The 21040-nt window shown below is 71.8% G+C and carries 21 protein-coding genes and 1 pseudogene; 12 read left to right on the top strand and 10 right to left on the bottom strand.

The window, feature by feature from the left end:
- Nucleotides 1–97: 97 nt before the first annotated feature.
- From ACFZB9_RS01770 to cobU, 3 genes and pseudogenes are all read right to left on the bottom strand, one after another.
- A complete protein-coding gene (locus ACFZB9_RS01770) occupies nt 98–874 on the bottom strand; it encodes an adenosylcobinamide-GDP ribazoletransferase (RefSeq protein ID WP_391443311.1) in 777 nt (258 codons plus the stop codon).
- On the bottom strand, nt 871–1983 hold the full coding sequence (locus tag ACFZB9_RS01765; RefSeq protein WP_391442870.1) for a nicotinate-nucleotide--dimethylbenzimidazole phosphoribosyltransferase: 1113 nt from the start codon (nt 1981–1983) through the stop codon (nt 871–873). Before ACFZB9_RS01765 ends, ACFZB9_RS01770 begins: the two co-directional genes overlap by 4 nt.
- A gap of 25 nt (nt 1984–2008) precedes the next feature.
- Nucleotides 2009–2578, bottom strand: a pseudogene (gene cobU, locus ACFZB9_RS01760) (bifunctional adenosylcobinamide kinase/adenosylcobinamide-phosphate guanylyltransferase); the annotation flags it as partial.
- A gap of 257 nt (nt 2579–2835) precedes the next feature.
- Between cobU and ACFZB9_RS01755 the strand changes: the two are divergent.
- A complete protein-coding gene (locus tag ACFZB9_RS01755) occupies nt 2836–3036 on the top strand; it encodes a hypothetical protein (RefSeq protein ID WP_391442869.1) in 201 nt (66 codons plus the stop codon).
- A 135-nt stretch (nt 3037–3171) separates the two neighbouring features.
- Here the strand turns inward: ACFZB9_RS01755 and ACFZB9_RS01750 are convergent, their stop codons facing one another.
- Both ACFZB9_RS01750 and ACFZB9_RS01745 read right to left on the bottom strand, forming a co-directional pair.
- Complete coding sequence (locus tag ACFZB9_RS01750; RefSeq protein WP_391442868.1) at nt 3172–3888, bottom strand: class I SAM-dependent methyltransferase; 717 nt, start codon at nt 3886–3888, stop codon at nt 3172–3174.
- Nucleotides 3889–4199: 311 nt separating this feature from the next.
- Nucleotides 4200–4799 carry a DUF3043 domain-containing protein gene (locus tag ACFZB9_RS01745; protein ID WP_391442867.1) on the bottom strand — a complete coding sequence of 200 codons (600 nt, stop codon included), beginning with the start codon at nt 4797–4799 and terminating at the stop codon, nt 4200–4202.
- Between the two features lie 250 nt (nt 4800–5049).
- Here ACFZB9_RS01745 and ACFZB9_RS01740 point away from each other — a divergent pair, with 250 nt between their 5' ends.
- Both ACFZB9_RS01740 and ACFZB9_RS01735 read left to right on the top strand, forming a co-directional pair.
- A complete protein-coding gene (locus ACFZB9_RS01740) occupies nt 5050–5859 on the top strand; it encodes a PspA/IM30 family protein (protein WP_327069527.1) in 810 nt (269 codons plus the stop codon).
- A gap of 34 nt (nt 5860–5893) precedes the next feature.
- Nucleotides 5894–6187 carry a hypothetical protein gene (locus tag ACFZB9_RS01735; protein WP_391442865.1) on the top strand — a complete coding sequence of 98 codons (294 nt, stop codon included), beginning with the start codon at nt 5894–5896 and terminating at the stop codon, nt 6185–6187.
- A 159-nt stretch (nt 6188–6346) separates the two neighbouring features.
- On the opposite strand, the gene nadA is transcribed toward ACFZB9_RS01735, so the two are convergent.
- Nucleotides 6347–7528 (bottom strand): quinolinate synthase NadA, encoded by a 1182-nt coding sequence (gene nadA, locus ACFZB9_RS01730; RefSeq protein ID WP_391442864.1) that lies wholly within the window; start codon nt 7526–7528, stop codon nt 6347–6349.
- Nucleotides 7529–7748: 220 nt separating this feature from the next.
- Here nadA and ACFZB9_RS01725 point away from each other — a divergent pair, with 220 nt between their 5' ends.
- The 3 genes from ACFZB9_RS01725 to ACFZB9_RS01715 all read left to right on the top strand — a co-directional run bounded on the left by ACFZB9_RS01725 (nt 7749) and on the right by ACFZB9_RS01715 (nt 10798).
- On the top strand, nt 7749–8678 hold the full coding sequence (locus ACFZB9_RS01725; protein ID WP_391442862.1) for an NADP-dependent oxidoreductase: 930 nt from the start codon (nt 7749–7751) through the stop codon (nt 8676–8678).
- A 117-nt stretch (nt 8679–8795) separates the two neighbouring features.
- Nucleotides 8796–9266, top strand: a complete 471-nt coding sequence (locus tag ACFZB9_RS01720; RefSeq protein WP_391442861.1) for an Lrp/AsnC family transcriptional regulator — start codon at nt 8796–8798, stop codon at nt 9264–9266.
- A 161-nt stretch (nt 9267–9427) separates the two neighbouring features.
- Nucleotides 9428–10798 carry a pyridoxal phosphate-dependent decarboxylase family protein gene (locus tag ACFZB9_RS01715; RefSeq protein WP_391442860.1) on the top strand — a complete coding sequence of 457 codons (1371 nt, stop codon included), beginning with the start codon at nt 9428–9430 and terminating at the stop codon, nt 10796–10798.
- A gap of 15 nt (nt 10799–10813) precedes the next feature.
- Here ACFZB9_RS01715 and ACFZB9_RS01710 read toward each other — a convergent pair whose 3' ends face one another.
- Complete coding sequence (locus ACFZB9_RS01710; RefSeq protein ID WP_391442859.1) at nt 10814–11695, bottom strand: GNAT family N-acetyltransferase; 882 nt, start codon at nt 11693–11695, stop codon at nt 10814–10816.
- A gap of 237 nt (nt 11696–11932) precedes the next feature.
- Here ACFZB9_RS01710 and erpA point away from each other — a divergent pair, with 237 nt between their 5' ends.
- On the top strand, nt 11933–12286 hold the full coding sequence (gene erpA, locus ACFZB9_RS01705) for an iron-sulfur cluster insertion protein ErpA (protein WP_035850108.1): 354 nt from the start codon (nt 11933–11935) through the stop codon (nt 12284–12286).
- An 80-nt stretch (nt 12287–12366) separates the two neighbouring features.
- On the opposite strand, the gene ACFZB9_RS01700 is transcribed toward erpA, so the two are convergent.
- Together ACFZB9_RS01700 and ACFZB9_RS01695 are read right to left on the bottom strand one after the other, a co-directional pair.
- The gene (locus ACFZB9_RS01700) at nt 12367–13092 is read right to left on the bottom strand and encodes a hypothetical protein (protein ID WP_391442857.1); all 726 of its coding nucleotides are present in this window, start codon (nt 13090–13092) and stop codon (nt 12367–12369) included.
- 126 nt (nt 13093–13218) lie between these two features.
- Complete coding sequence (locus tag ACFZB9_RS01695) at nt 13219–13437, bottom strand: hypothetical protein (RefSeq protein ID WP_391442855.1); 219 nt, start codon at nt 13435–13437, stop codon at nt 13219–13221.
- A gap of 235 nt (nt 13438–13672) precedes the next feature.
- Here ACFZB9_RS01695 and ACFZB9_RS01690 point away from each other — a divergent pair, with 235 nt between their 5' ends.
- Nucleotides 13673–14647: a carbohydrate kinase family protein gene (locus tag ACFZB9_RS01690; RefSeq protein ID WP_391442853.1), complete on the top strand. Its 975-nt coding sequence runs from the start codon at nt 13673–13675 to the stop codon at nt 14645–14647.
- A 27-nt stretch (nt 14648–14674) separates the two neighbouring features.
- Here the strand turns inward: ACFZB9_RS01690 and ACFZB9_RS01685 are convergent, their stop codons facing one another.
- Nucleotides 14675–16090 (bottom strand): cysteine desulfurase/sulfurtransferase TusA family protein, encoded by a 1416-nt coding sequence (locus ACFZB9_RS01685; RefSeq protein ID WP_391442851.1) that lies wholly within the window; start codon nt 16088–16090, stop codon nt 14675–14677.
- A 351-nt stretch (nt 16091–16441) separates the two neighbouring features.
- On the opposite strand from ACFZB9_RS01685, the gene ACFZB9_RS01680 reads away from it, so the two are divergent.
- From ACFZB9_RS01680 to ACFZB9_RS01665, 4 genes are all read left to right on the top strand, one after another.
- A complete protein-coding gene (locus ACFZB9_RS01680; RefSeq protein ID WP_391442849.1) occupies nt 16442–17296 on the top strand; it encodes a cytochrome c oxidase subunit II in 855 nt (284 codons plus the stop codon).
- A complete protein-coding gene (gene ctaD / locus ACFZB9_RS01675; protein ID WP_391442847.1) occupies nt 17293–19074 on the top strand; it encodes a cytochrome c oxidase subunit I in 1782 nt (593 codons plus the stop codon). The genes ACFZB9_RS01680 and ctaD overlap by 4 nt, the downstream gene beginning before the upstream one ends.
- Nucleotides 19074–19490, top strand: coding sequence for a cytochrome c oxidase subunit 4 (locus ACFZB9_RS01670; protein ID WP_391442845.1), 417 nt, complete (start codon nt 19074–19076; stop codon nt 19488–19490). Before ctaD ends, ACFZB9_RS01670 begins: the two co-directional genes overlap by 1 nt.
- A 280-nt stretch (nt 19491–19770) precedes the next feature.
- Nucleotides 19771–20994, top strand: coding sequence for an Ig-like domain-containing protein (locus ACFZB9_RS01665; protein WP_391442843.1), 1224 nt, complete (start codon nt 19771–19773; stop codon nt 20992–20994).
- Nucleotides 20995–21040: the final 46 nt, after the last annotated feature.

Below are 21040 nucleotides of genomic sequence, written 5' to 3'. Positions count from 1 at the left end.
GCGTCCGTGGGATTTCGGGACGGAATCCGGGACGGATTCCGTGCGGGTTCACCGGGGTTGAGTACGGATGGACCTGCCGTCGGGGTTCGCGCCGGGCTCACGGTCCCAGGGCGAGCACCAGCAGCGCGGCCAGCGCCGCCGTCTCCACCAGTGCGCCGAGCACGTCCCCGGTGATCCCGCCGAACCGGCGCAGGCAGCGCCGCAGCAGTGCGGCGGCGGCGAGTTGACCGAGCGTCAGGGCCAGGGCGTAGCGCGGGTGGGTGCCCAGCAGGGCCAGTCCCGCGGCGCTGAGCAGGGTGGCGGCCAGCGCCGCCGGCAGCGGCACGGTGGCGGCCACCATCGCGCCCAGGCCGCCGGGCCGGGCGGCGGGGACCGAACGCAGGCAGCCCCAGCCGAGCGCGCACCGCCCGGCCACCGCGGCGGTCAGGACGGCGAGCGCGCCGCGCCCTTCGGAGTGGGCGAACTGCCCGCTCAGGGCGGCGATCTGACCGAGCATCAGCAGAACGAGGCTGAGTACGCCGAACGGGCCGATGTCGGACTGCTTCATGATCCGCAGCGCCTCCTCGGCGGGCTTGCCGCTGCCCAGCCCGTCGGCCACGTCCGCCAGCCCGTCCAGATGCAGCCCGCGGGTCAGCCCGGCCAGCGCGGCGACGGCGGCCACCGCGCCGAGCAGCGGCCCACCGCGCCAGCAGACCAGCGCACCCAGCCCGCCGGCCAGCGCGCCCAGCACCAGTCCGACCAGCGGTGCGGCGATCATCGCCCGGCCGCCCGCCTCCCGGTCCCAGCGCGCCACCCGCACCCGCAGCACGGACAGCGTCCCGAAGGCGAACCGCAGACCGGGCAGGCGAAGCGCGCGAGTTTCGGCGCCGCTCAGAGCCGGCCCAGCAGCTCGGCGGCGGTGGGCAGCCTGGCCGGCTCCACGGGCGCGGCCGGGGCGGGCACGAAGGACTCCTCGGCGAGCGCGTCGGAGGCGGCCTGCAGCAGCGGCAGGGCCAGCAGGGCGCCGACGCCCTCGCCCATGGTGACCTGGTGGTCGTGCAGCGGGGTCAGGGTGAGCCGGTCGTAGGCCTTGGCCAGCGCGGGTTCACCGGTCAGCAGCGCGGCCCGCCACCACTCCGGGGCACGGAAGGAGATCCGCTGCGCGATCAGCGCGCAGGCAGCCGAGACGACGCCGTCGAGCAGCACCGGCAGCCGGCGCACGGCGGCCTGCAGCAGGAACCCGGTCATCGCCGCGAAGTCGGCGCCGCCGGTGGCCGCGAGAAGTCCCAACTGGTCGCCGAGCACCGGGCGGGCGCGCCGCAGCGAGTCGCGGATCGCGGCGCACTTGACCATCCAGGTCCGGTCGTCGATGCCCGAGCCGCGGCCGCAGACCGCGGCGGCGTCGGTCCCGCAGAGCGCGCCGATCAGCACGGCCGCCACCGTGGTCGAGCCGACCCCGAGGTCACCGAGCAGCACCAGGTCGGTGCCGAGGTCGGCCTCTTCGTCGGCGATCGCCATGCCGATCCGGAACGCCTGGGCCGCCTCTTCGGCGCTCAGCGCGTCCTCGACGTCGATCCGACCCGAGCCGCGCCGCACCCGGTAGCGGCTGACCTCGAAGCCGAACTCCTCGGTGTCCGCGTCCACCGCCAGGTCGATGACCCGCAGCCCGGCGCCGTACCGGCGGGCCAGCCGGGCCACCGGCGCGCTGCCGTCCAGTACCGCGTGCACCCGCCGCACGGTGCCGCCCTCGGCGGGCAGCTCGGAGAGCCCGAGCGAGGCGATGCCGTGATCGGCGGCGAAGAGCAGCACCTTGGGCGCGTTCAACGCGCGTACCCGGGTGCCACCCTGGACCGAGGCGAGCCAGCTGCCCAGCTCTTCCAACTGGCCCAGACCGCCGCGCGGCTTGTCCAACGCCAGCCAGCGATCCTCGGCCGCGCGCCGGGCAACGTCGTCGGGGCGCTCCACGAGCGAGGCGAAGGAATCGAGATCCACAGTGGTGTCCATCGTGCGGAACCATACCAACCGGGGGTCAGCCTGTCCGGGGTGCGGCGCCCTGGGCTTCGGCCTTGATGGTCATCACCTGTCCGGCCACCACCAGCAGCACCTGGTCCGAGGCCTCGGCCACCGCCATGTTCAGCCGTCCCAGGGCATCGCGGAAGCGGCGCCCGGCGGCGGTGGCCGGCACCACGCCCAGCCCCACCTCGTTGCTCACCGCCACCACCCGGCGCGCGGTGTGCCGCACCGCCTCGGCCAGTTCGGCGCACCGCCGCTCCACCGCGCGGGCGGCTCCCTGCTCCCAGGCTGCGTCGTCCCAGGCGTTCTCCTGGTCCATCACGGTGGTCAGCCAGAGCCCCAGGCAGTCGATCAGCACGGGTGCCGGGTCGCTGTCGTCGGCCAGCACCGGCACCAGGTCGACGGTCTCGGCGGTGCGCCAGCCCGCCGGGCGCCGCTCGCGGTGCACGGCGATCCGCTGCGCCCAGTCGGGGTCGTCGTCCCGGTGGCCGCCGGTGGCCAGGTACAGCACGTCGGGCTGGTCGAGCAGCAGCGCCTCGGCCCGGGTGGACTTGCCGGAGCGCGCGCCGCCGAGGATCAGGGTGCGAGTCATGCGGCCCATCCTGGCTCAGACCGACCGGCACATGGTGGGGGGGTGAAGGAGCGCCCGCCGCGTCAGCGGCTGATGTTCGCAGCGGGCCGAGTCCGGGCGGCGCGACACCGCCCGGCATGTGCCGGTCGGTCTTGAGGGGTTGAGCGGTGGTGCGGCGGGCAGCCTGACCCCTGCGCGGTAGCCTGCGCGGACATGCGGATCGAGCGTCGGCCGGCCAGCGCCGGCGGGCAGCGGAAGTGAAGGAGCCGGGCATGGTGTGGACGTGGCGGTACGAGGCGACGGACGGTGCGGTCATCACGCCGGCCGGCGGCGTCGAGGAGTTCTCCAGCCAGGGCGACGCCGAGTCGTGGATCGGCGAGGAGTGGAAGCGGCTGCTGGCGGACGGCGTCGAGCGGGTGGTCCTGCTGGAGGACGACCAGGAGATCTACCCGATGAGCCTGAACGAGGCCTGACGGTCGCCCGTCGCTCCCGTCGCTCCCGTCGCTCCCGTCGCTCCCGTCGCTCCCGTCGCTCCCGTCGCTCCCGTCGCTCCCGTCGCTCCCGTCGCGCCGGGAGCCCCGCGGTGACCCGCTCGGCCGCCAGGTCGGCTACTTGGTCCCGACCAGGTGCAGCAGCGAGGCGACCTGGCGGTACGGGTCCTCGCGCCCGGCCCGGTCCTCGGCCTCCAGCAGCTGGCCGAGCTGGCGCCCGTCGACCGGCGCGGCGTGGTCGGGCATGGCGTCACTGAAGACCCGCACGCCGTACCAGTGCCGCAGCGGCACCGCGACCTCGCGCAGCGTGGTGACCAGGTCGCACAGCCGGTCGGCCCGGGCGGTCAGGCCCAGCCGGTTGGTGTAGTGGTCGGAGTCGAAGGCCTGCAGTGCCGCCCGCCAGTCGCCGGTGAGCCCGGCCCGCATGGCCAGCGCGTCCCGGTTGCGGGCCAGTAGCGAGAGCAGGCCGCCGGGGGCGAGCATCCGGGCCAGCGAGGCGATCAGCGGATCCGGGTCGGGCAGGTACATCAACACGCCGTGGCAGAGCACCACGTCGAAGCTGCCGGGCCCGAACCAGCGCCCGCAGTGGTGGCCGTCGCCGCTGAGCAGCCGGACCCGCTCGCGGACCTCCGGCGGCTCGGCGGCCAGCATCGCCTGGGCGGCGCCGAGCGTGACCGGATCCGCGTCCAGCCCGGTGACCAGGTGGCCGGCCTGAGCCAGCCGCAGCGCCTGGGTGCCCTGCCCGCAGCCGACGTCCAGCACCCGCAGTGGGGCCAGCCGGGCGCGCTCGCCGAAGTGCGCGGCGAGCTGCTCGGCCAGCTGGCGGGCCACCATCTCCTGGCGGACCAGGTTGTGCAGGCCGCCCTGGCGTTCCAGCCAGGCTCCCGCCCCGCCGGCGAACGAACCGCTGCGGGCCGGCAGCCCGTGGTGGTTGCCGTACGGCCCGGGGCCGCCGACCTGAGCGCCGCTCTGAGGGCCGGCCTGAGTGCCGCTCTGCGTGTCCGCCTGGGTGCCGCCGTAGCCGTACCCCGCGTGCTGCGGGGTCCGGTCGTGCTGGCCCCCCAGCTGGCCGGGCAGCGCGTACAGACCAGATCCTGACGCGCTCTGTGCGGCAGGGGCCCAGTTGTACGGCAGCGGCTCGGCGGTCAGGGGTGCTCGCCTCGCTTCACCTGCGGCTTGGGCAGCCGCAGTCGGCGCATCTGCAGGTTGCGCATCAGGCCGTAGCCGACCGCGCCGCGGTGGCTCTCGTCCGGGAACCGGTTGGCCAGCGACTTGCGCAGCCCCAGGCCCAGGCGCAGGAAGTCGACGATGACCAGCACCAGGAACAGGGCGAAGAGCAGCGTGGAGAGCAGCTGCAGGGCCGGCACGCGCAGCACGCTGAGCACCAGGATCACCACGGCGAACGGCAGGAAGAACTCGGCCAGCGACCAGCGCGAGTCCATGTAGTCGCGGGTGAAGCGGCGCACCGGGCCCTTGTCACGGGCCGGCAGCGCGCGCTCGTCGCCGTTGAGCAGCGCCATCCGCTGCTTCTCGCGGTCGGAGCGCTGCCGCTCGCGGGCCTGCTTGGCGGCCTCCTTGCGGTCCTTGGGGACCGTCACCCGGGTGCGCCGGTTGGCCTCGGCAGCACTGCGCTTGGGCGTCGGGCGGCCCTTGGGGGCCTGCGGGTCGCGGCCTGCGGGCGCGTCGTCCTGCTCGGCCAGCACGGTGGCGGAGGAGGCGGAATCGTCTGAACGGCGTCGGAACACACGACAAGCGTACGTGCTGACCTCCCGATCACCCCCATCCCCCGAGGCATCTCACGGGGCCCTGTCAGGGAGGGGCTCCGGAGATCCACCTGGGGGAGGAGGCCGCGGCGCCGCGGTCGTAGCACTCTTGTTGCAGGTAGGTGTACTGCGGTGGTGACCCCGCTGCACATACACTCGCAGTAGATTTCGGTACGAGATAGAAACCGCAGGCCGGAGAAGGGGGCACCCGAGGCCCATGAGCGACGGAATCATGAAGCGTATGGGGCTGATCTTCAAGTCCAAGGCCAACAAGGCCTTGGACCGTGCAGAAGATCCGCGCGAGACGCTCGACTACTCGTACCAGAAGCAGCTTGAACTGCTGCAGAAGGTGCGCAGGGGCGTGGCGGACGTCGCCACCTCGCGCAAGCGCCTGGAGCTGCAGCTGACGCAGCTCCAGCAGCAGTCCGCGAAGTACGAGGACCAGGGCCGCAAGGCGCTCTCCCTCGGCCGTGAGGACCTCGCGCGCGAGGCGCTCACCCGCAAGTCCGCGATGCAGTCGCAGATCAACGATCTGGAGGTGCAGTACCAGCAGCTCCAGGCCGAGGAGGAGAAGCTCACGCTCGCCTCCCAGCGGCTGCAGGCCAAGGTGGACGCCTTCCGCACCAAGAAGGAGACCATCAAGGCCACCTACACCGCCGCCCAGGCGCAGACCCGGATCGCGGAGTCCTTCTCCGGGATCTCGGAGGAGATGGGCGACGTGGGCCTGGCGATCCAGCGGGCCGAGGACAAGACCGCGCAGATGCAGGCCCGTGCCGGTGCGATCGACGAGCTGCTCGCCTCGGGCGCGCTGGACGACTCCAGCGGTCTGGGCCGCAAGGACGACATCGAGGCCGAGCTGGAGCGGGTGGCCGGCGGCAGCGACGTCGAACTGGAGCTGGCCCGGATGAAGGCCGAGCTCGGCGGTGGACCCTCCTCGGGCCCGGCCGCGATCGAGCAGGGCAACGGTGGTGGCGCGCAGCAGCACGGTGGCGGCCAGGCGCAGCAGGACACCCCGCCGCCGAGCATCAACTACCACAAGTAAGTCGGCCGCTTCGACAGCAGGGAGAGACGCCAGCATGATCATGAGGATCATGGGTGAGGGCCAGTTCCGGGTGGCGGACGAGCACCTGAACCGGCTGAACCAGCTCGACGACGAGCTGCTCACCGCTCTGGAATCGGGGAACGAGGCGGCTTTCCGGACCAGCCTGGGCAGCCTGCTCAGCGCGGTCCGCGAGGTCGGCTCTCCGCTGCCGGACGACTCGCTGGAGCCGTCCGAGCTGATCCTGCCGGACGAGGGCGCCTCGCTGGACCAGGTCCGTGAGCTGCTGCGGTCCGAGGGCGATGGACTGATTCCGGGTCTGCCGGAGTAGGGACGAACGGCTGAGGGGCGGCACCCACCAACAGGTGGGCGCCGCCCCTCAGCCGTATCCGCCGGCCGTATCCGCCGGCCGTATCCGCCGGCCGTATCCGCCGGCCGTATCCGCCGGGTGGCGGTGGGCCCGGGGCGCACGCCCCGGGCCCACTCGGCGCTACGGCAGGGCCAGCATCCGGTCCAGCGCGGCCTTGGCGTACTTCTCGGTCTCCGGGTCGACCGTGATCACGTTCGGCACCCGGCCCTCGACCAGCGACTCCAGCGCCCAGACCAGGTGCGGCAGGTCGATCCGGTTCATCGTGGAGCAGAAGCAGACCGAGCGGTCCAGGAAGACGATCTCCTTGTCCGGGTGCGCCTTGGCCAGCCGGCGGACCAGGTTGAGCTCGGTGCCGATCGCCCACTTGGAGCCGGGCTCGGCGGCCTCCAGGGCCTTGATGATGTACTCGGTCGAGCCCACCTCGTCGGCGGCCGCGACCACCTCGTGGCGGCACTCGGGGTGCACCAGCACGTTCACGCCCGGGATCCGCTCGCGGACCTCCTCGACCGACTCCACGGTGAACCGGCCGTGCACCGAGCAGTGGCCGCGCCACAGGATCATCTTGGCGTCCCGCAGCTGCTCGACGGTCAGCCCGCCGTTCGGCTTGTGCGGGTTGTAGAGCACGCAGTCGTCCAGCGAGAAGCCCATGTCCCGCACCGCGGTGTTGCGCCCCAGGTGCTGGTCCGGCAGGAAGAGGACCTTGCTCCCCTGCTCGAACGCCCACTCCAGCGCGCGCTTGGCGTTGGAGGAGGTGCAGATGGTGCCGCCGTGCCGGCCGGTGAAGGCCTTGATGTCGGCGGAGGAGTTCATGTACGAGACCGGGACGGTGACGTCGGCTATGCCGGCGTCGGTCAGCACGTCCCAGCACTCGGCGACCTGCTCGGCGGTGGCCATGTCGGCCATCGAGCAGCCGGCCGCGAGGTCGGGCAGGATGACCCGCTGGGCGTCGCCGGTGAGGATGTCGGCGGACTCGGCCATGAAGTGCACGCCGCAGAAGACGATGTACTCGGCCTCCGGGCGGGCGGCGGCGTCCCGGGCGAGCTTGAAGGAGTCGCCGGTGACGTCGGCGAACTCGATGACCTCGTCCCGCTGGTAGTGGTGCCCCAGGATGAACACCCGGTTGCCGAGCTTCGCCTTGGCGGCGCGGGCGCGCTCCACCAGGTCGGGGTCGGAGGCAGGCGGCAGGTCGCCGGGGCACTCCACGCCGCGCTCGCTGTTCGGGTCGGCCTGGCGGCCGAGCAGCAGCAGGGCGAGCGGCGTGGCGGTCGGCTCGGCGAACGTGGTGTCAACGGTGGTGGTCACGGGCGGGTGCCCTCCTGATGCGGCCGGACGCTCCCAGCCTTCTCGTCTATCTGACGTTATCTATGATAACCCGTTCGCGTCAGTCTGACGATGGCCATCATGTCAATGTGACACGAACGACTCGACGCGATGTCCGACTCCACTCGGCCCAGCGTGTGGACCTGACGCAACGTCGGCGAGGGGCTGCCGAACCGGCGGGGGCGCGTGATTTCTTGGGGGCATGAAGGCAATCGCGATCAACAGGTACGGCGGCCCCGAGGTCGTCGAGTACGTCGAGCTGCCCGATCCCAAGGTGGCTCCCGACACGGTCCTGGTCCGGGTCCGGGCCGCGGGGGTGAACCCGGTCGACTGGCAGGTCCGCGAGGGCCGCCTGGACGCCGTGGTGGACGCGCACTTCCCGCTGATCATGGGCTGGGACGTGGCCGGCGTGGTCGAGCAGGTGGGCGCCGCCGTCACCGAGTACCAGGTCGGCGACGAGGTGATGGGCTACGTCCGCAAGGACGCCATCCAGCACGGCACCTACGCCGAGCTGGTCGCGGCCCCGGTGCGGACCCTGGCGCCCAAGCCCGCCGTGCTCAGCTGGGCGCAGGCCGCCGGACTGCCGCTGGCCGGGCTGACCGCCTACCAGGGCCTGGTCCACGCGCTGGCGATCGGCACCGGCGACACCCTGCTGATCCACGCGGCGGCCGGCGGGGTCGGCGGCCTGGCCACCCAGATCGCGGTGGCCCGTGGCGCCCGGGTGATCGGCACGGCGAGCGCGCACAACCACGACTACCTGCGCTCGCTGGGCGCCGAGCCGGTGAGCTACGGAGAGGGCCTGGTGGAGCGGGTGCGGGCGCTGGCACCCGACGGCGTGGACGCGGCCTTCGCACTGGTCGGCGGCGGTGAGCCGCTGGACTCCTCCCGCGCGCTGGTCAAGGACCCGGCCAGGATCGTCTCGATCGTCGACCCCCGGGTGCTGGCCATCGGCGGCCGTCTGGTCTTCGTGCGCCCGGACGCCGCGGACCTCGCGGCCCTGGGCGAGCTGGTGCGGAGCGGCCGGCTGACCGTCACCGTCGCCTCGACCTTCCCGCTGGCCCAGGCCGCCTCGGCGCAGCTACTGAGCGCCGAGGGGCGGACCCGGGGCAAGATCGTGCTGCTGGTTTCTTGATCGTGGCGGTGGACTGATCACCGGGGTCCGGGAGAATGGGCGGTAGCCGCACCCGTCGGCACCCCCATCCGGCGGCACCCCACCTGTCGGTTACCGAGCCTGGAGACCCCGCACCGCATGAGCGAGCAGAGCGACCGATTCAGAGCGTCCGGGGGCGTCGTGCTCGACGAGACCGATCGCCTGCTCCTGGCCCACCTGGGCCGGGACGGACGGGCCTCGTACGCCGAGATCGGTCTGCTCGCCAACCTCTCCGCCACCGCGGTGCGCCGCCGGATCGACCGGCTGCGCTCGCGCGGGGTGGTGCGCGGCTTCACCGTGGTGCTCGACCCCGAGGTGCTCGGCTGGCAGACCGAGGCCTTCGTGGAGATCTACTGCCGCGAGCGCACCGCGCCCGAGGAGATCCTGGCCAGTCTGCGCCAGTTCGCCGAGGTGGTCGCGGCCTGGACGGTCACCGGCGACCCGGACGCGCTGGTCCATCTGCGTGCCGCCGACACCCGGCACCTGGAGGCCGTGATCGAACGGATCCGGCGCGAGCCCGGCGTGCAGCGCAGCCGCAGCTCGGTGGTGCTGTCGCAGCTGATCGGCTAGCCGGGGCCGACGCAGGAATCCTGCGCGACCCGGCTCGAACACGCTCGAAAGCTGCCTGAACCGGCGCATTCGGACGCGCGGACGATCCGTCCCGCTGCCTAGGCTGATCTTCAGATCTGAGCCGAAGATCAGAGCCGTGTCAGAGCCCCGAGGAGCACCCCGTGTCCGCAGCCGTCCCGCACCGCATGCACCAGCCCGACAACGACCTGGTCGACCTGGTCTTCGGCTACATGCGCGAGCGCCTGCAGTACGACCCGGTGCCGCTGGACCACCCCGGCGACGGCGAGCAGCTCCGGGCCCACCTGGCCGGCCTGCTGAACGAGCGGGGCAACGCCCCCGCCGACGTGCTCAAGCTCTACGACCACGAGCTGTCCCGCGCGGTGATCTCGGCCGACAGCCCGCGCTACCTCTCCTTCATCCCGTGCGCGCCGACCAAGGCCGCACTGCTCTTCGACATGGTGGTCTCCTGCGCCTCGCTGCAGGGCATCTCCTGGCTGGAGGCGGCCGGCGCGATCGCCGCCGAGAACCAGGTGCTGCGCCTGATAGCCGACCGGGCCGGGCTGCCGCTGACGGCCGGCGGCACCTTCGTCTCGGGCGGCTCGGCAGGCAACCTCTCCGCCCTGGTGGTGGCCCGCGACGCGGCCCGCCGCAGGCTGGGGGTGGGTCCGGAGGCCCGGCTGCGGGTCGCCGTGGCCGACCAGGTGCACTCCTCGGTCAAGAACACCTTCAACATCATCGGCGTCGAGGCCTTCAAGGTCCCCACCGTGGACCGCCGCTTCACCGGCGAGGCGCTGCGCGCCGCCCTGGCGGCCGACCCGAACCCGGAGACGGTGATCGCGGTGGTCGGCACCGCCGGCACCACCAACGAGGGCATCATCGACGACCTGCAGGGCCTGTCCGAGGTCACCCGCGAGCGGGGCCTGTGGTTCCACGTGGACGGCGCCTACGGCGGCGCGGGCCTGTTCGCCCCCTCGGTGCGCGAGCGCTACAACGGCATCGAGCACGCCGACTCCTTCGTGGTCGACCCGCACAAGTGGCTCTTCGCGCCCTTCGACTGTGCCGCGCTGATCTACCGCGAGCCGCGGCTGGCCAAGGCCGTGCACACCCAGGACGCCGGCTACCTGGACGTGCTGCACCACGAGGGCGACGAGTGGAACCCCACCGACTACGCCTACCACCTGACCCGCCGGGCCCGCGGCCTGCCGCTCTGGTTCTCGCTCGCGGTGCACGGCACCCAGGCCTACACCGACGCGATCGAGGCCGGCCTCACCCTGGCCCGGGAGACTGCGGAAACGATTCGCCGCACCGAGCACCTGGAACTGCTGCACGACCCGCAGCTGTCCGCCGTCTGCTTCCGCCGCACCGGCTGGACCGAGCAGGACTACTACACCTGGTCGCACCAGCTGCTCGCGGACCAGATCGGCTTCGTCACCCCGACCGGCTGGGACGGCGAGACGGTCGCCCGGTTCGCCTTCCTGCACCCGGGCACCACCATGGAGATGGTCCAGGAGATCCTCGACACGATGGCCTAGCACCGGGCCCCACACTCAGAGGAAGGCCCCGCCGGGCAGGTAGGGCACCGGTGGCCGCATCCCGCGCAGCGCGAGGTAGCCGCGGTTCGTCAGGCTCAGCCCCAGCTCCAGACCGACGTCCACCGCCCACTCCTGCTCGGCGGTGAGGAATCCCACCGTGGCCTCGGTGTCCTCGGGCACCCGGGCCAGCGCCTCGCGCAGCAGCCGCACCGCCAGCCGCTTGGACGTGGCCGCCAGCAGTTTGACGCTGCCGCCCAGCCGGTAGCAGTAGCCGCTGCCGAACACGGTGTCGGCGACCAGCAGTTCGTCGTAGTGCGCGAGCATCAGCTGGTGGTCCGGGCCGTGGGCCGCGCCGCGCAGCCGGCGGTCGATCGAGTCCAGCAGTTCCCGGTGGGTCGCGTTGCCCGGGTGCACCGGGATGCTGCCGGCGTCCAGCAGGCCCGCCCGGTCCACCGGGCCGGTCAGCCGCATGGTCGGGTGCAGGCTGAAGCCGGCCTTGCGGTAGCGGCGGGCGGCGGCCGGGTCGCCGGAGACGGTGATCATGCCGCGCAGGCAGGCCCGGCCGTGCTCGGCGGCCCGTTCCAGCAGCAGCCGGCCCACCCCCTTGCCCTGGTACTCGGGCAGCACCGCGGTCAGCGCGAGGATCCAGATGCCCTCGCGGCGCATCGAGAGCGCGAAGCCGATCGCCCGCCCGTCCTGCTCGGCCAGCCAGCAGCCCTGCGGGTCGGTCTCGGCCAGGTGCCTGGTCCGGGCCTGGTGCAGGGTGATCTCGGCCAGGGTCGGCAGCCGCCCGGCCGCGGCTCCCGCGACGCCGCGCAGCGCGGCGAAGGCCTCGGTCGCGATCAGTCGGACGGTCTCGGCGTCCGCGCGGGTGTCGCGGATCTGACGCAGGATCATCCGTCCATCTTCCTGGTTCGCGGCGGGTGTCCGGGGCCGCTTCCGGCCATCCCGACCAGCACGGTCCGGGTTTCGCGCGGCCGAGCGATCGGTGACCGCCGCGGGCGCGGTGTGCGAGCATGGATGGACGGAGCACGGATCACCGTCCGCGTGATCGGATCCACTGCCCGGAATCAATCCGGGCGGCCGCTGGTTGGCACTGGCGGCAGTATGTCGTCATAGACCGGGAGTAAGCAGATGACCGTCCAGGACGAGACCACCGTCGAGAGTGGTCTGCTCCTTACCGATGCCGCTGCGGCCAAGGTGAAGGGCCTGCTGGATCAGGAAGGCCGCGACGACCTCGCGCTCCGCGTCGCCGTGCAGCCCGGTGGCTGCTCCGGCCTGCGGTACCAGCTCTTCTTCGATGAGCGCTCGCTCGACGGCGACGTCGTCAAGGACTTCAACGGCGTCAAGGTCGTCACCGACCGGATGAGCGCGCCCTACCTCGGCGGTGCCACGGTGGACTTCGTGGACACGATCGAGAAGCAGGGTTTCACCATCGACAACCCGAACGCCACCGGCTCCTGCGCCTGCGGCGACTCGTTCAGCTAAGGCTTGTCGACGACGGCGGCGGCCCCGGAATCCTCCGGGGCCGCCGCCGTCGTCGTGTCCGGGCCGGTGGGCCGCCGCGGTCAGTTGCCGGCGCTGACCGGGCCGCCGTTGGGCACCGACTCCAGCGGCACGTCCGCCCCGGTGGCGGAGACCACCTTGCGGCCCTGCAGCGGCTGGGCGAGGTCGGTGGTCACCGACTGCTGCTTGACCAGGTCCGGGCAGATCTGCCCGGCCGGCGGCTTCTGGGTGATCACCACCTGCACGGTGACCTGGCCGGCCTTGCTCTCGTCCGCCTTCAGGCCGTACTTGTCGCAGACCCCGCCGAAGAAGAAGACCGTCAGCTGGTTGCCCTTGGTCAGGTAGTTGGCCGGCTTCAGCTGCGCCTGCGGGTCCACCGGCAGGGGGGTGGTGGCCGGCGGGGTGGCGCCGCTCGGGGCGGTCGGCTGGCTCTGACCGGGGGCCGGGGAGCTCGGCGCCGGCTTGATGGGCGCGCTGCTCGTCCCGCCGCCGGCGGGGGCGCTGGGCTGGGCCGAACCGGGCGCCGGGGTCGCACTGGTGCCGGCCGAGCCGCTGGGGGAGGGGGAGGCGCCGGCGGAGCTGCTGGGCGAACCGGTCGCCGACGAGCCGGCGCTGCTGCTGGCGGCGGTGTTCTTGGTGCTGCCGTCGCTGTTGCAGGCACTGACCGTCGCGGCGAGCGAGAGCAGCAGAGCGGCGGCTGCCAGAGTCCGCCGCCGACGCCCGAGCGGCCCGTTCGAGCGGGGCGCCGCGCGGTGGTGGAGCTGCTCGGCGGTGGTGTTCTCGTCCATGGTGCGACGTCCTCCAGAGGTCTGCGGATCCCTACGGCAGCGATGGCTGCGCGGATGTGACGTGGCACGGCGGGATCCGGTTCCCACGTGATGACGCGGACCGGTCAGGACGGGTGGGCGAGCGGCTCAGACCCCGTACTCGGCCATCCCCGCGACCAGCGCGCGGGTGCGGGCGGGCACCGTGATCGGGCCGCTCGGCGCGTTGCCGGGCTGGTCGCCGCCGGCCAGCAGCGGCCAGAAGGTGCCGAGCCGGCGGGAGGAGTCCACCAGCGCGTCGAGGGTGTCGGTGTCCGCCTCGCCGAGGAGGACACCAGGGAGCTGGACGGGGGAGTGGCTGGGCAACATCCGTGACTTCCGATCCACAGGGGTGCACCGAATCGCGGCCGCGGCCCGGTCGCGCGCGGCCGGGAGGCTATGACCAGCCTCACGCTCGCGACCCTAGGCCGCCGGCGCGAATCGGGCCATACCTACCCACAGGTAGTCCCTCGGACGGGAGAGTGGCCATTACGACCTTTGACCGTGCCACCGCCGGGTACCGTATGGGGGTTCACCTGCTGCCCCCTTACCGAGGAGCCCAGTCGTGCGCATCGCCGTCGCCGGTTCGATCGCCACCGACCATCTGATGACCTTCCCGGGTCGAATCACGGATCAGCTGGTCGCCGACCGTCTGCACGCGGTATCGCTCTCCTTCCTGGTCGACACGCTGGACATCCGTCGCGGCGGGGTCGCCCCGAACATCACCTTCGGCATGGGCGTGCTCGGACTGCGCCCGGTGCTGGTGGGCGCGGCCGGCGCGGACTTCGAGGAGTACCGGTCCTGGCTTGAGCGGCACAACGTGGACACCGAGTCGGTGCACATCTCGCAGACGCGGCACACCGCCCGTTTCATGTGCACCACGGACGAGGACCACAACCAGATCGCCTCGTTCTACACCGGCGCGATGGCCGAGGCCCGCAACATCGAGCTGAAGCCGACGGCGGACCGGGTCGGCGGCCTGGACCTGGTGCTGATCGGCGCGGACGACCCGCAGGCGATGGTCCGCCACACCCAGGAGTGCCGCACCCGCGGCTACGCCTTCGCCGCCGACCCCTCGCAGCAGCTGGCCCGGCTGGACGGTGACGACATCCGCGAGATCGTGGACGGCGCCGCCTACCTGTTCACCAACGAGTACGAGGCCGGCCTGATCGAGTCGAAGACCGGCTGGTCGGCCGCCGAGGTGCTGGACCGGGTCGGCATCCGGGTCACCACGCTGGGCAGCAAGGGCGTGCGGATCGACCGCAAGGGCGAGCCGTCGCTGACCGTGGGGTGCGTCCCCGAGCTGAAGAAGGCCGACCCGACCGGCGTCGGCGACGGCTTCCGGGCCGGCTTCCTGGCGGGCCTGTCCTGGGACCTGGGCCTGGAGCGGGCCGCCCAGATCGGCTGCGCGCTGGCCACCCTGGTGATCGAGACCATCGGCACCCAGGAGTACGAGCTGCGCACCGGCCACTTCCTGGAGCGTTTCGCCGCCGCCTACGGCGAGTCGGCCGCGGCCGAGGTGCGCGCCAAGCTCGCCTGAGGCCCTGGACACCCGGGCGGCGGCGGGTCAGCCGACCCGCCGCACCCGATAGGCGAAGCCCCGGTCCGCCCCGTAGGCGCTGGCCGGGGCTTCGCCTTCGTAGGTCTGTTCGCGCATCTCGCACCAGGCGGGGATGTCGAGTCGGGCGGCCTCGTCGTCGGCGAGCACCACCACCAGGCCGCCGGGCGGCACCTCGCCGATCCGCTTGGCCAGCTCGATCACCGGCAGTGGGCAGCGCTTGCCCAGCGCGTCGATGACCAGCTCCGCGGGCGCGTCGGCGGCCGGCGCCGCCAGCTCCAGCCCCAGCGGCGCCCGTACGGCGGCCACCACCTCGGGCAGCACCGTGAGGAAGCGGTCCACCTGGGCCTCGGTCGTCCCGGTCGGCAGCGAGAGGCGCACGTTGCCCTCGGTCAGCACGCCCATCGCGGCCAGCACGTGACTGGGGGTCAAGGTGCTGGAGGTGCAGGAGGAGCCCGAGGAGACCGCGATGCCGGCCCGGTCCAGCTCGGTCAGCAGCACCTCGCCGTCCACGTAGAGGCAGGAGAAGGTGACCAGGTGCGGCAGCCGGAGCACCGGATCGCCGACCACCTCGACCTCCGGCACCAGCTGCGGCACCCGGGACCTGATCCGCTCCACCAGCGCGTGCAGCCGGGCGTTCTCGGCCGCGGCCTCGGCCCGCACCGCGCGCAGCGCCGCGGCGGCCGCCACGATGGCCGGCACGTTGACGTAGCCCGGCACCCGGCCGCCCTCGCGCTCGTCGGCGGGCAGCGCGGAGTTGAACCTGACGCCCTTGCGCACGGCGAGCACCCCGACCCCGGCCGGCCCGCCCCACTTGTGCGCACTGGCCGTCAGCAGCGACCAGCCCGCGGGTGCCGGCAGCCGCCCGATGCTCTGCGCGGCGTCCACCAGCAGCGGCACCCCGCCCGGCGTCCCGCGGAGCAGTTCGGCCACCTCGGCCACCGGCTGCACCGTGCCGACCTCGTGATTGGCCGACTGCAGCACCGCCAGCGCGGTGTCCGGCCGCACCGCGGCGGCGAACCGATCGGCGCCCGCCCGCCCGCCGCGGTCCACCGGGACCACCGAAACCTCGCCGCCCTCGGCCAGGTGCGATTCGGCGGTGTGCAGCACGCTGGAGTGCTCCACCGCCGAGTGCACCAGGTGACGGCCCGTCCGGCGCCGCCCGCGCAGCGCGCCGAGCATGCCCAACTGCACCGCCTGGGTCCCGCTGCTGGTGAAGGAGACCTCGTCGGGGCGGGCGCCGATCAGCTCGGCCACCGTCTCCCGGGCGGCGTCCAGCAGCAGTCGGGCCTGCCGGCCGGAGCGGTGGAGCCGGGCCGGATCGCCCCAGCCCTCGTCCAGCGCGGCGGCCAGTGCCTGCCGGGCCACGGGGTGCAGCGGGGCGGTGGAGGCCACATCGAAATACAGGGGCTCGGTCGACGGCATGCCCGACACCGTACCGGGGCCTCACACCCCGTCAGCCGATCACCCCGCAGCGCGGCATTTTGTCCGCTTCGTCCGCTCCCGACGGACCGTCACCCGGTCGTCGCATGGCCATCCCCCGATCGGGTGTACGGGGCCCGAAAGTCCACCATGACCTGCGAGTCCACGCCTATCGGGGCTGATCGGGTAGCGGGGCGGCGCGTTACCGGGACCTGCTCGTCAGGTGCGCATAAGGCTGGAGTAGGGTTTGGCCCGCATAAGCATTCAAACCGTGCCCGTGGACGGGTCGCCGGGGAGCCTCACAGTACTCCCGGGGGCGGCGCGATCGCGGGCGAGACTTCGGGAAGGCGCTACGTGAGTCCCAACGGCTCCGACCGCTCGCCGCGGCGCACGATGCGGCGGAAGCTGCCTCAGGCGCTGGCACTGGGCCTCGTCATCGCGACCGCTACCGGCTGCTCGGCCAATGACCTGCCCAGGCTTGGCCTCCCCAGCCCTGTGACCACGACTGGACATCTTGTCCTTCAGATGTGGCAGGGGTCCTGGATCGCGGCGCTGGTGGTCGGCGTACTGATGTGGGGTCTGATCATCTGGAGTGTGATCTTCCACCGCCGCAGCCGCACCGGCATCGAGATCCCTCCGCAGACCCGGTACAACGTGCCCATCGAGGCGCTCTACACCGCGGTCCCCATCGTCATCGTCTCGGTCCTCTTCTACTTCGTCGCGCGCGACGAGGCGAAGCTGACCGAGGTCTCCGCCAAGCCGCAGCACTTCGTCAACGTGGTGGGCTTCCAGTGGAGCTGGGCGTTCAACTACGAGAACACCGAGAACCCGGACCCGAATAGCCAGACCGCCGCGTACGACGTGGGCACCCCCAGCCAGATCCCCACGCTGTGGCTGCCGGTCGACGAGTCGGTCCAGTTCCGGTTGACCTCCCGTGACGTGATCCACGACTTCTGGCCCGTCAACTTCATGATGAAGATGGACGTCGTGCCGGGCGTGGTGAACAAGTTCGAGGTCACGCCCACGGTCATCGGCGAGTACGACGGCAAGTGTGCGGAACTCTGCGGTGTGGACCACTCCCGGATGCTCTTCAAGGTGAAGGTCGTCAGTCACGACGACTACGTGAACCACCTGCAGCAGCTGCGGGCCAGCGGCCAGGCCGGCGCGGTGCCTTCGGGCATCACGAGCATGGGAAGTGAAACGAAGTGACGATCCTCAACGAACCCGCCGCGGCCGGCGGGGCACCTGGGGGCACCGCCAGGGCCGACGCGGCCCCGCGCACCCGCAAGCCGGGCGCCACCATCATCAAGTGGCTGACCACCACCGACCACAAGACGATCGGGACGCTGTACCTCGGTACCTCGTTCGCGTTCTTCCTGATCGGTGGCATCCTGGCGCTCGTCATGCGCGCCCAGCTGGCGCAGCCGGACGGCAAGATCCTGTCGAACGAGCAGTTCAACCAGGCGTTCACGATGCACGGCACGATCATGCTGCTGATGTTCGCGACGCCGCTGTTCGCCGGTTTCACCAACTGGATCATGCCGCTGCAGATCGGCGCACCGGACGTCGCCTTCCCGCGACTGAACATGTTCGCCTACTGGCTGTACCTGTTCGGCTCGACCATCGCGGTCGGTGGCTTCCTCACCCCGCAGGGCGCGGCCGACTTCGGCTGGTTCGCCTACTCGCCGCTGTCGGACGCGGTCCGCTCGCCGGGCGTCGGCGCCGACATGTGGATCATGGGTCTGGCCTTCTCCGGCTTCGGCACGATCCTCGGTGCGGTCAACTTCATCACCACCGTCATCTGCATGCGCGCCCCTGGCATGACGATGTTCCGGATGTCCATCTTCGTGTGGAACGTCCTGCTCACCTCGGTGCTGGTGCTGCTGGCCTTCCCGGTGCTCGCCGCCGCGCTCTTCGCGCTGGAGGTGGACCGTAAATTCGGGGCGCATATCTTCGATCCGAACAACGGTGGAGCACTGCTCTGGCAACACCTCTTCTGGTTCTTCGGCCACCCAGAGGTGTACATCATCGCGCTGCCGTTCTTCGGCATCATCTCGGAGATCATCCCGGTCTTCTCCCGCAAGCCGATGTTCGGCTACTCGGGTCTGATCGCGGCCACCATCGGTATCGCCGGTCTCTCCGTGACGGTGTGGGCCCACCACATGTACGTCACCGGGCAGGTCCTGCTGCCGTTCTTCTCCTTCATGACCTTCCTGATCGCGGTCCCCACCGGTGTGAAGTTCTTCAACTGGGTCGGCACCATGTGGAAGGGCTCGCTGAGCTTCGAGACCCCGATGCTCTGGACGGTCGGCTTCCTGGTCACCTTCCTCTTCGGTGGTCTGACCGGTGTGCTGCTCGCCTCCCCGCCGATCGACTTCCACGTCTCGGACTCGTACTTCGTCGTCGCCCACTTCCACTACGTGGTCTTCGGCACCGTCGTCTTCGCGATGTTCGCCGGCTTCCACTTCTGGTGGCCGAAGATGACCGGCAAGATGCTGGACGAGCGCCTCGGCAAGATCACCTTCTGGACGCTGTTCATCGGCTTCCACACCACCTTCCTGGTGCAGCACTGGCTGGGTGCCGAGGGTATGCCGCGTCGCTACGCCACCTACCTGGCGTCGGACGGCTTCACCACGCTGAACGTCGTCTCGTCCATCGGCTCGTTCCTGCTGGGCATGTCGATCCTGCCGTTCCTCTACAACGTCTGGAAGACCGCCAAGTACGGCGAGAAGGTCGACGTCGACGACCCGTGGGGCTACGGCCGCTCGCTGGAGTGGGCCACCTCCTGCCCGCCGCCGCGGCACAACTTCCTCACCCTGCCGCGGATCCGTTCCGAATCCCCGGCGTTCGACCTGCACCACCCGGACATCGCCGCGCTGGACTACCTGGAGCTGCACGGCCACCTGGCCAAGCACCTGGAGGGCGTCGTCCCGGCCGAGTACGACAACCCGCAGCTGAGCAAGGGCAAGAAGGAGGGCGACGCCTGATGAAGGAGCAGGGCAAGATCTTCGCGGGCTTCGCCGCCTTCATCCTGGTCATGGCCGTGACCTACGGCCTGTGGACCACGCACAGCTCCCACGGCACGGAGGCCGCCGGTACCACCGCGCTCTTCCTGGCCTTCGGCCTGTGCGCCTTCATCGCCTTCTACCTGGGCTTCACCGCCCGCCGGGTGGACCTGGGCGCCGGTGACAACCCCGAGGCCGAGGTCTCGGACGACGCCGGTGAGATGGGCTTCTTCGCCCCGCACAGCTGGCAGCCGCTGTCGCTGGCCATCGGTGGCGCGCTCGCGTTCTGCGGCGTCATCTTCGGCTGGTGGCTGATGTTCTGGGCCGCTCCGATGATCGTGATCGGCCTGTTCGGCTGGGTCTTCGAGTTCTACCGCGGCGAGAACCAGAACCAGTAGGTTCCACCTTCTCGGCAAGCGCACGGCGGGCCCCCTCCCTCGGAGGGGGCCCGCCGTGTTTTCGTCCCCGCGGTGACCGGGCGCCTCTTCTGTTGGTCCGGGCGGGTGCTGCCGTCACCCGCGCGGGCTCAGTGGGGTGCGGGCGGGCCGTTCAGGTGCGGTGATGTTCCTACCATCTGATGCATCATCCGAACCCCAGGAGGCTCCGGTGGCCGGCAGATGTGCGGTAGGGGGGCACAGCCCGAAGGTCAGGTTCGCTGGCCGGGCGACCCTCTGGTTGTTGGCTGTCACCCCCCTGGTGCTCGGCCCGCTCGCGGCCTGCTCGGGCGGCGGCTCGGCGACCGGCGGCGGCCCGCCACGGGTGGTCGACGCCGCCCAGCTGGTCCACAGCTCGGCCGGGGCGGGCGCCGAGCCGGGCAAACCGTTCACGGTCAGTGCGGACAGCGGGGACAAGGTCACCGACGTCACGCTCAGCGGCCCGGACGGGCGCGTGCTGGCCGGGGCGCTGGACCCTGACGGACGCGCCTGGCACAGCGCCACCCCGCTGGCGCCCGCCACCCACTACACGGCGCGGATCGCCGCCGTGGACGCGGACGGCGGCCGCGGCGAGACCACCCAGGACTTCACCACCAAGGCCGCCGACCGGCTGCTCAACGCGACGCTCGGCCCCGACCTCGGCCGGGACGTCTACGGCGTCGGCGAGCCGCTCACCGTGAAGCTCTCCGAGGAGGTCAAGGACCCGGCCGCCCGGCGGAAGGTGGAGAGCGCGCTGACCGTGGTCTCCGACCCGGCGGTGACCGGCGGCTGGTACTGGGTCGACAGCAAGAACTTGCACTTCCGGCCGAAGGACTACTGGCCGGCCAACACCAAGGTCAAGCTGACCTATGACGCCGACGGCCAGCAGATCGACGGCGGGCTGTACGGCGGCCCCACCGCCGCCGTCTCGTTCAGCACCGGCGACCGGGTGGAGGCGGTGGTCGACGCGGCCAGCGACGAGCTCACCTTCAAGCGCAACGGCGAGGTGGTCAACACCATGCCGGTGACCACCGGCAAGCCGGGCTTCGACACCCGCAACGGCATCAAGGTGGTGCTCGGCCAGGAGCGCGAGGTGCAGATGAGCAGCGAGACCATCGGCATCGCCAAGGGCAGCAGCGAGGCCTACGACCTCAAGGTCGAGTGGGCCACCCGGGTGACCTGGAGCGGTGAGTACGTGCACGCGGCGCCCTGGTCGGTGGCCTCGCAGGGTGTGGAGAACGTCAGCCACGGCTGCACCGGCATGAGCACCGACAACGCCCGGTGGTTCTACAACGAGGTCCGGGTGGGCGACATCGTCGAGGTGATCAACAGCAGGGGCCACGACATGGAGCCGTTCGGCAACGGCTTCGGCGACTGGAACCTCAGCTGGGAGGACTGGCTGAAGGGCAGCGCGATGGGCCGGCCGCTGAACACCGTGGCGACGCCCCCGGTCCCGCGGGCGGCGGCCACCCTGCGCCCGCAGGTCTGAGCCGCCGCCGTCCACGGGCGGTCTCCCCGAGGGGGATGTCCCTCAG

The sequence above is a fragment of the Kitasatospora sp. NPDC008050 genome (genome assembly GCF_042957465.1).
In the GTDB taxonomy this organism is placed as follows: domain Bacteria; phylum Actinomycetota; class Actinomycetes; order Streptomycetales; family Streptomycetaceae; genus Kitasatospora.
The sequence above is the reverse complement of the archived record's forward strand: the minus strand, read 5'-3'. Positions and strand labels throughout refer to the sequence as shown.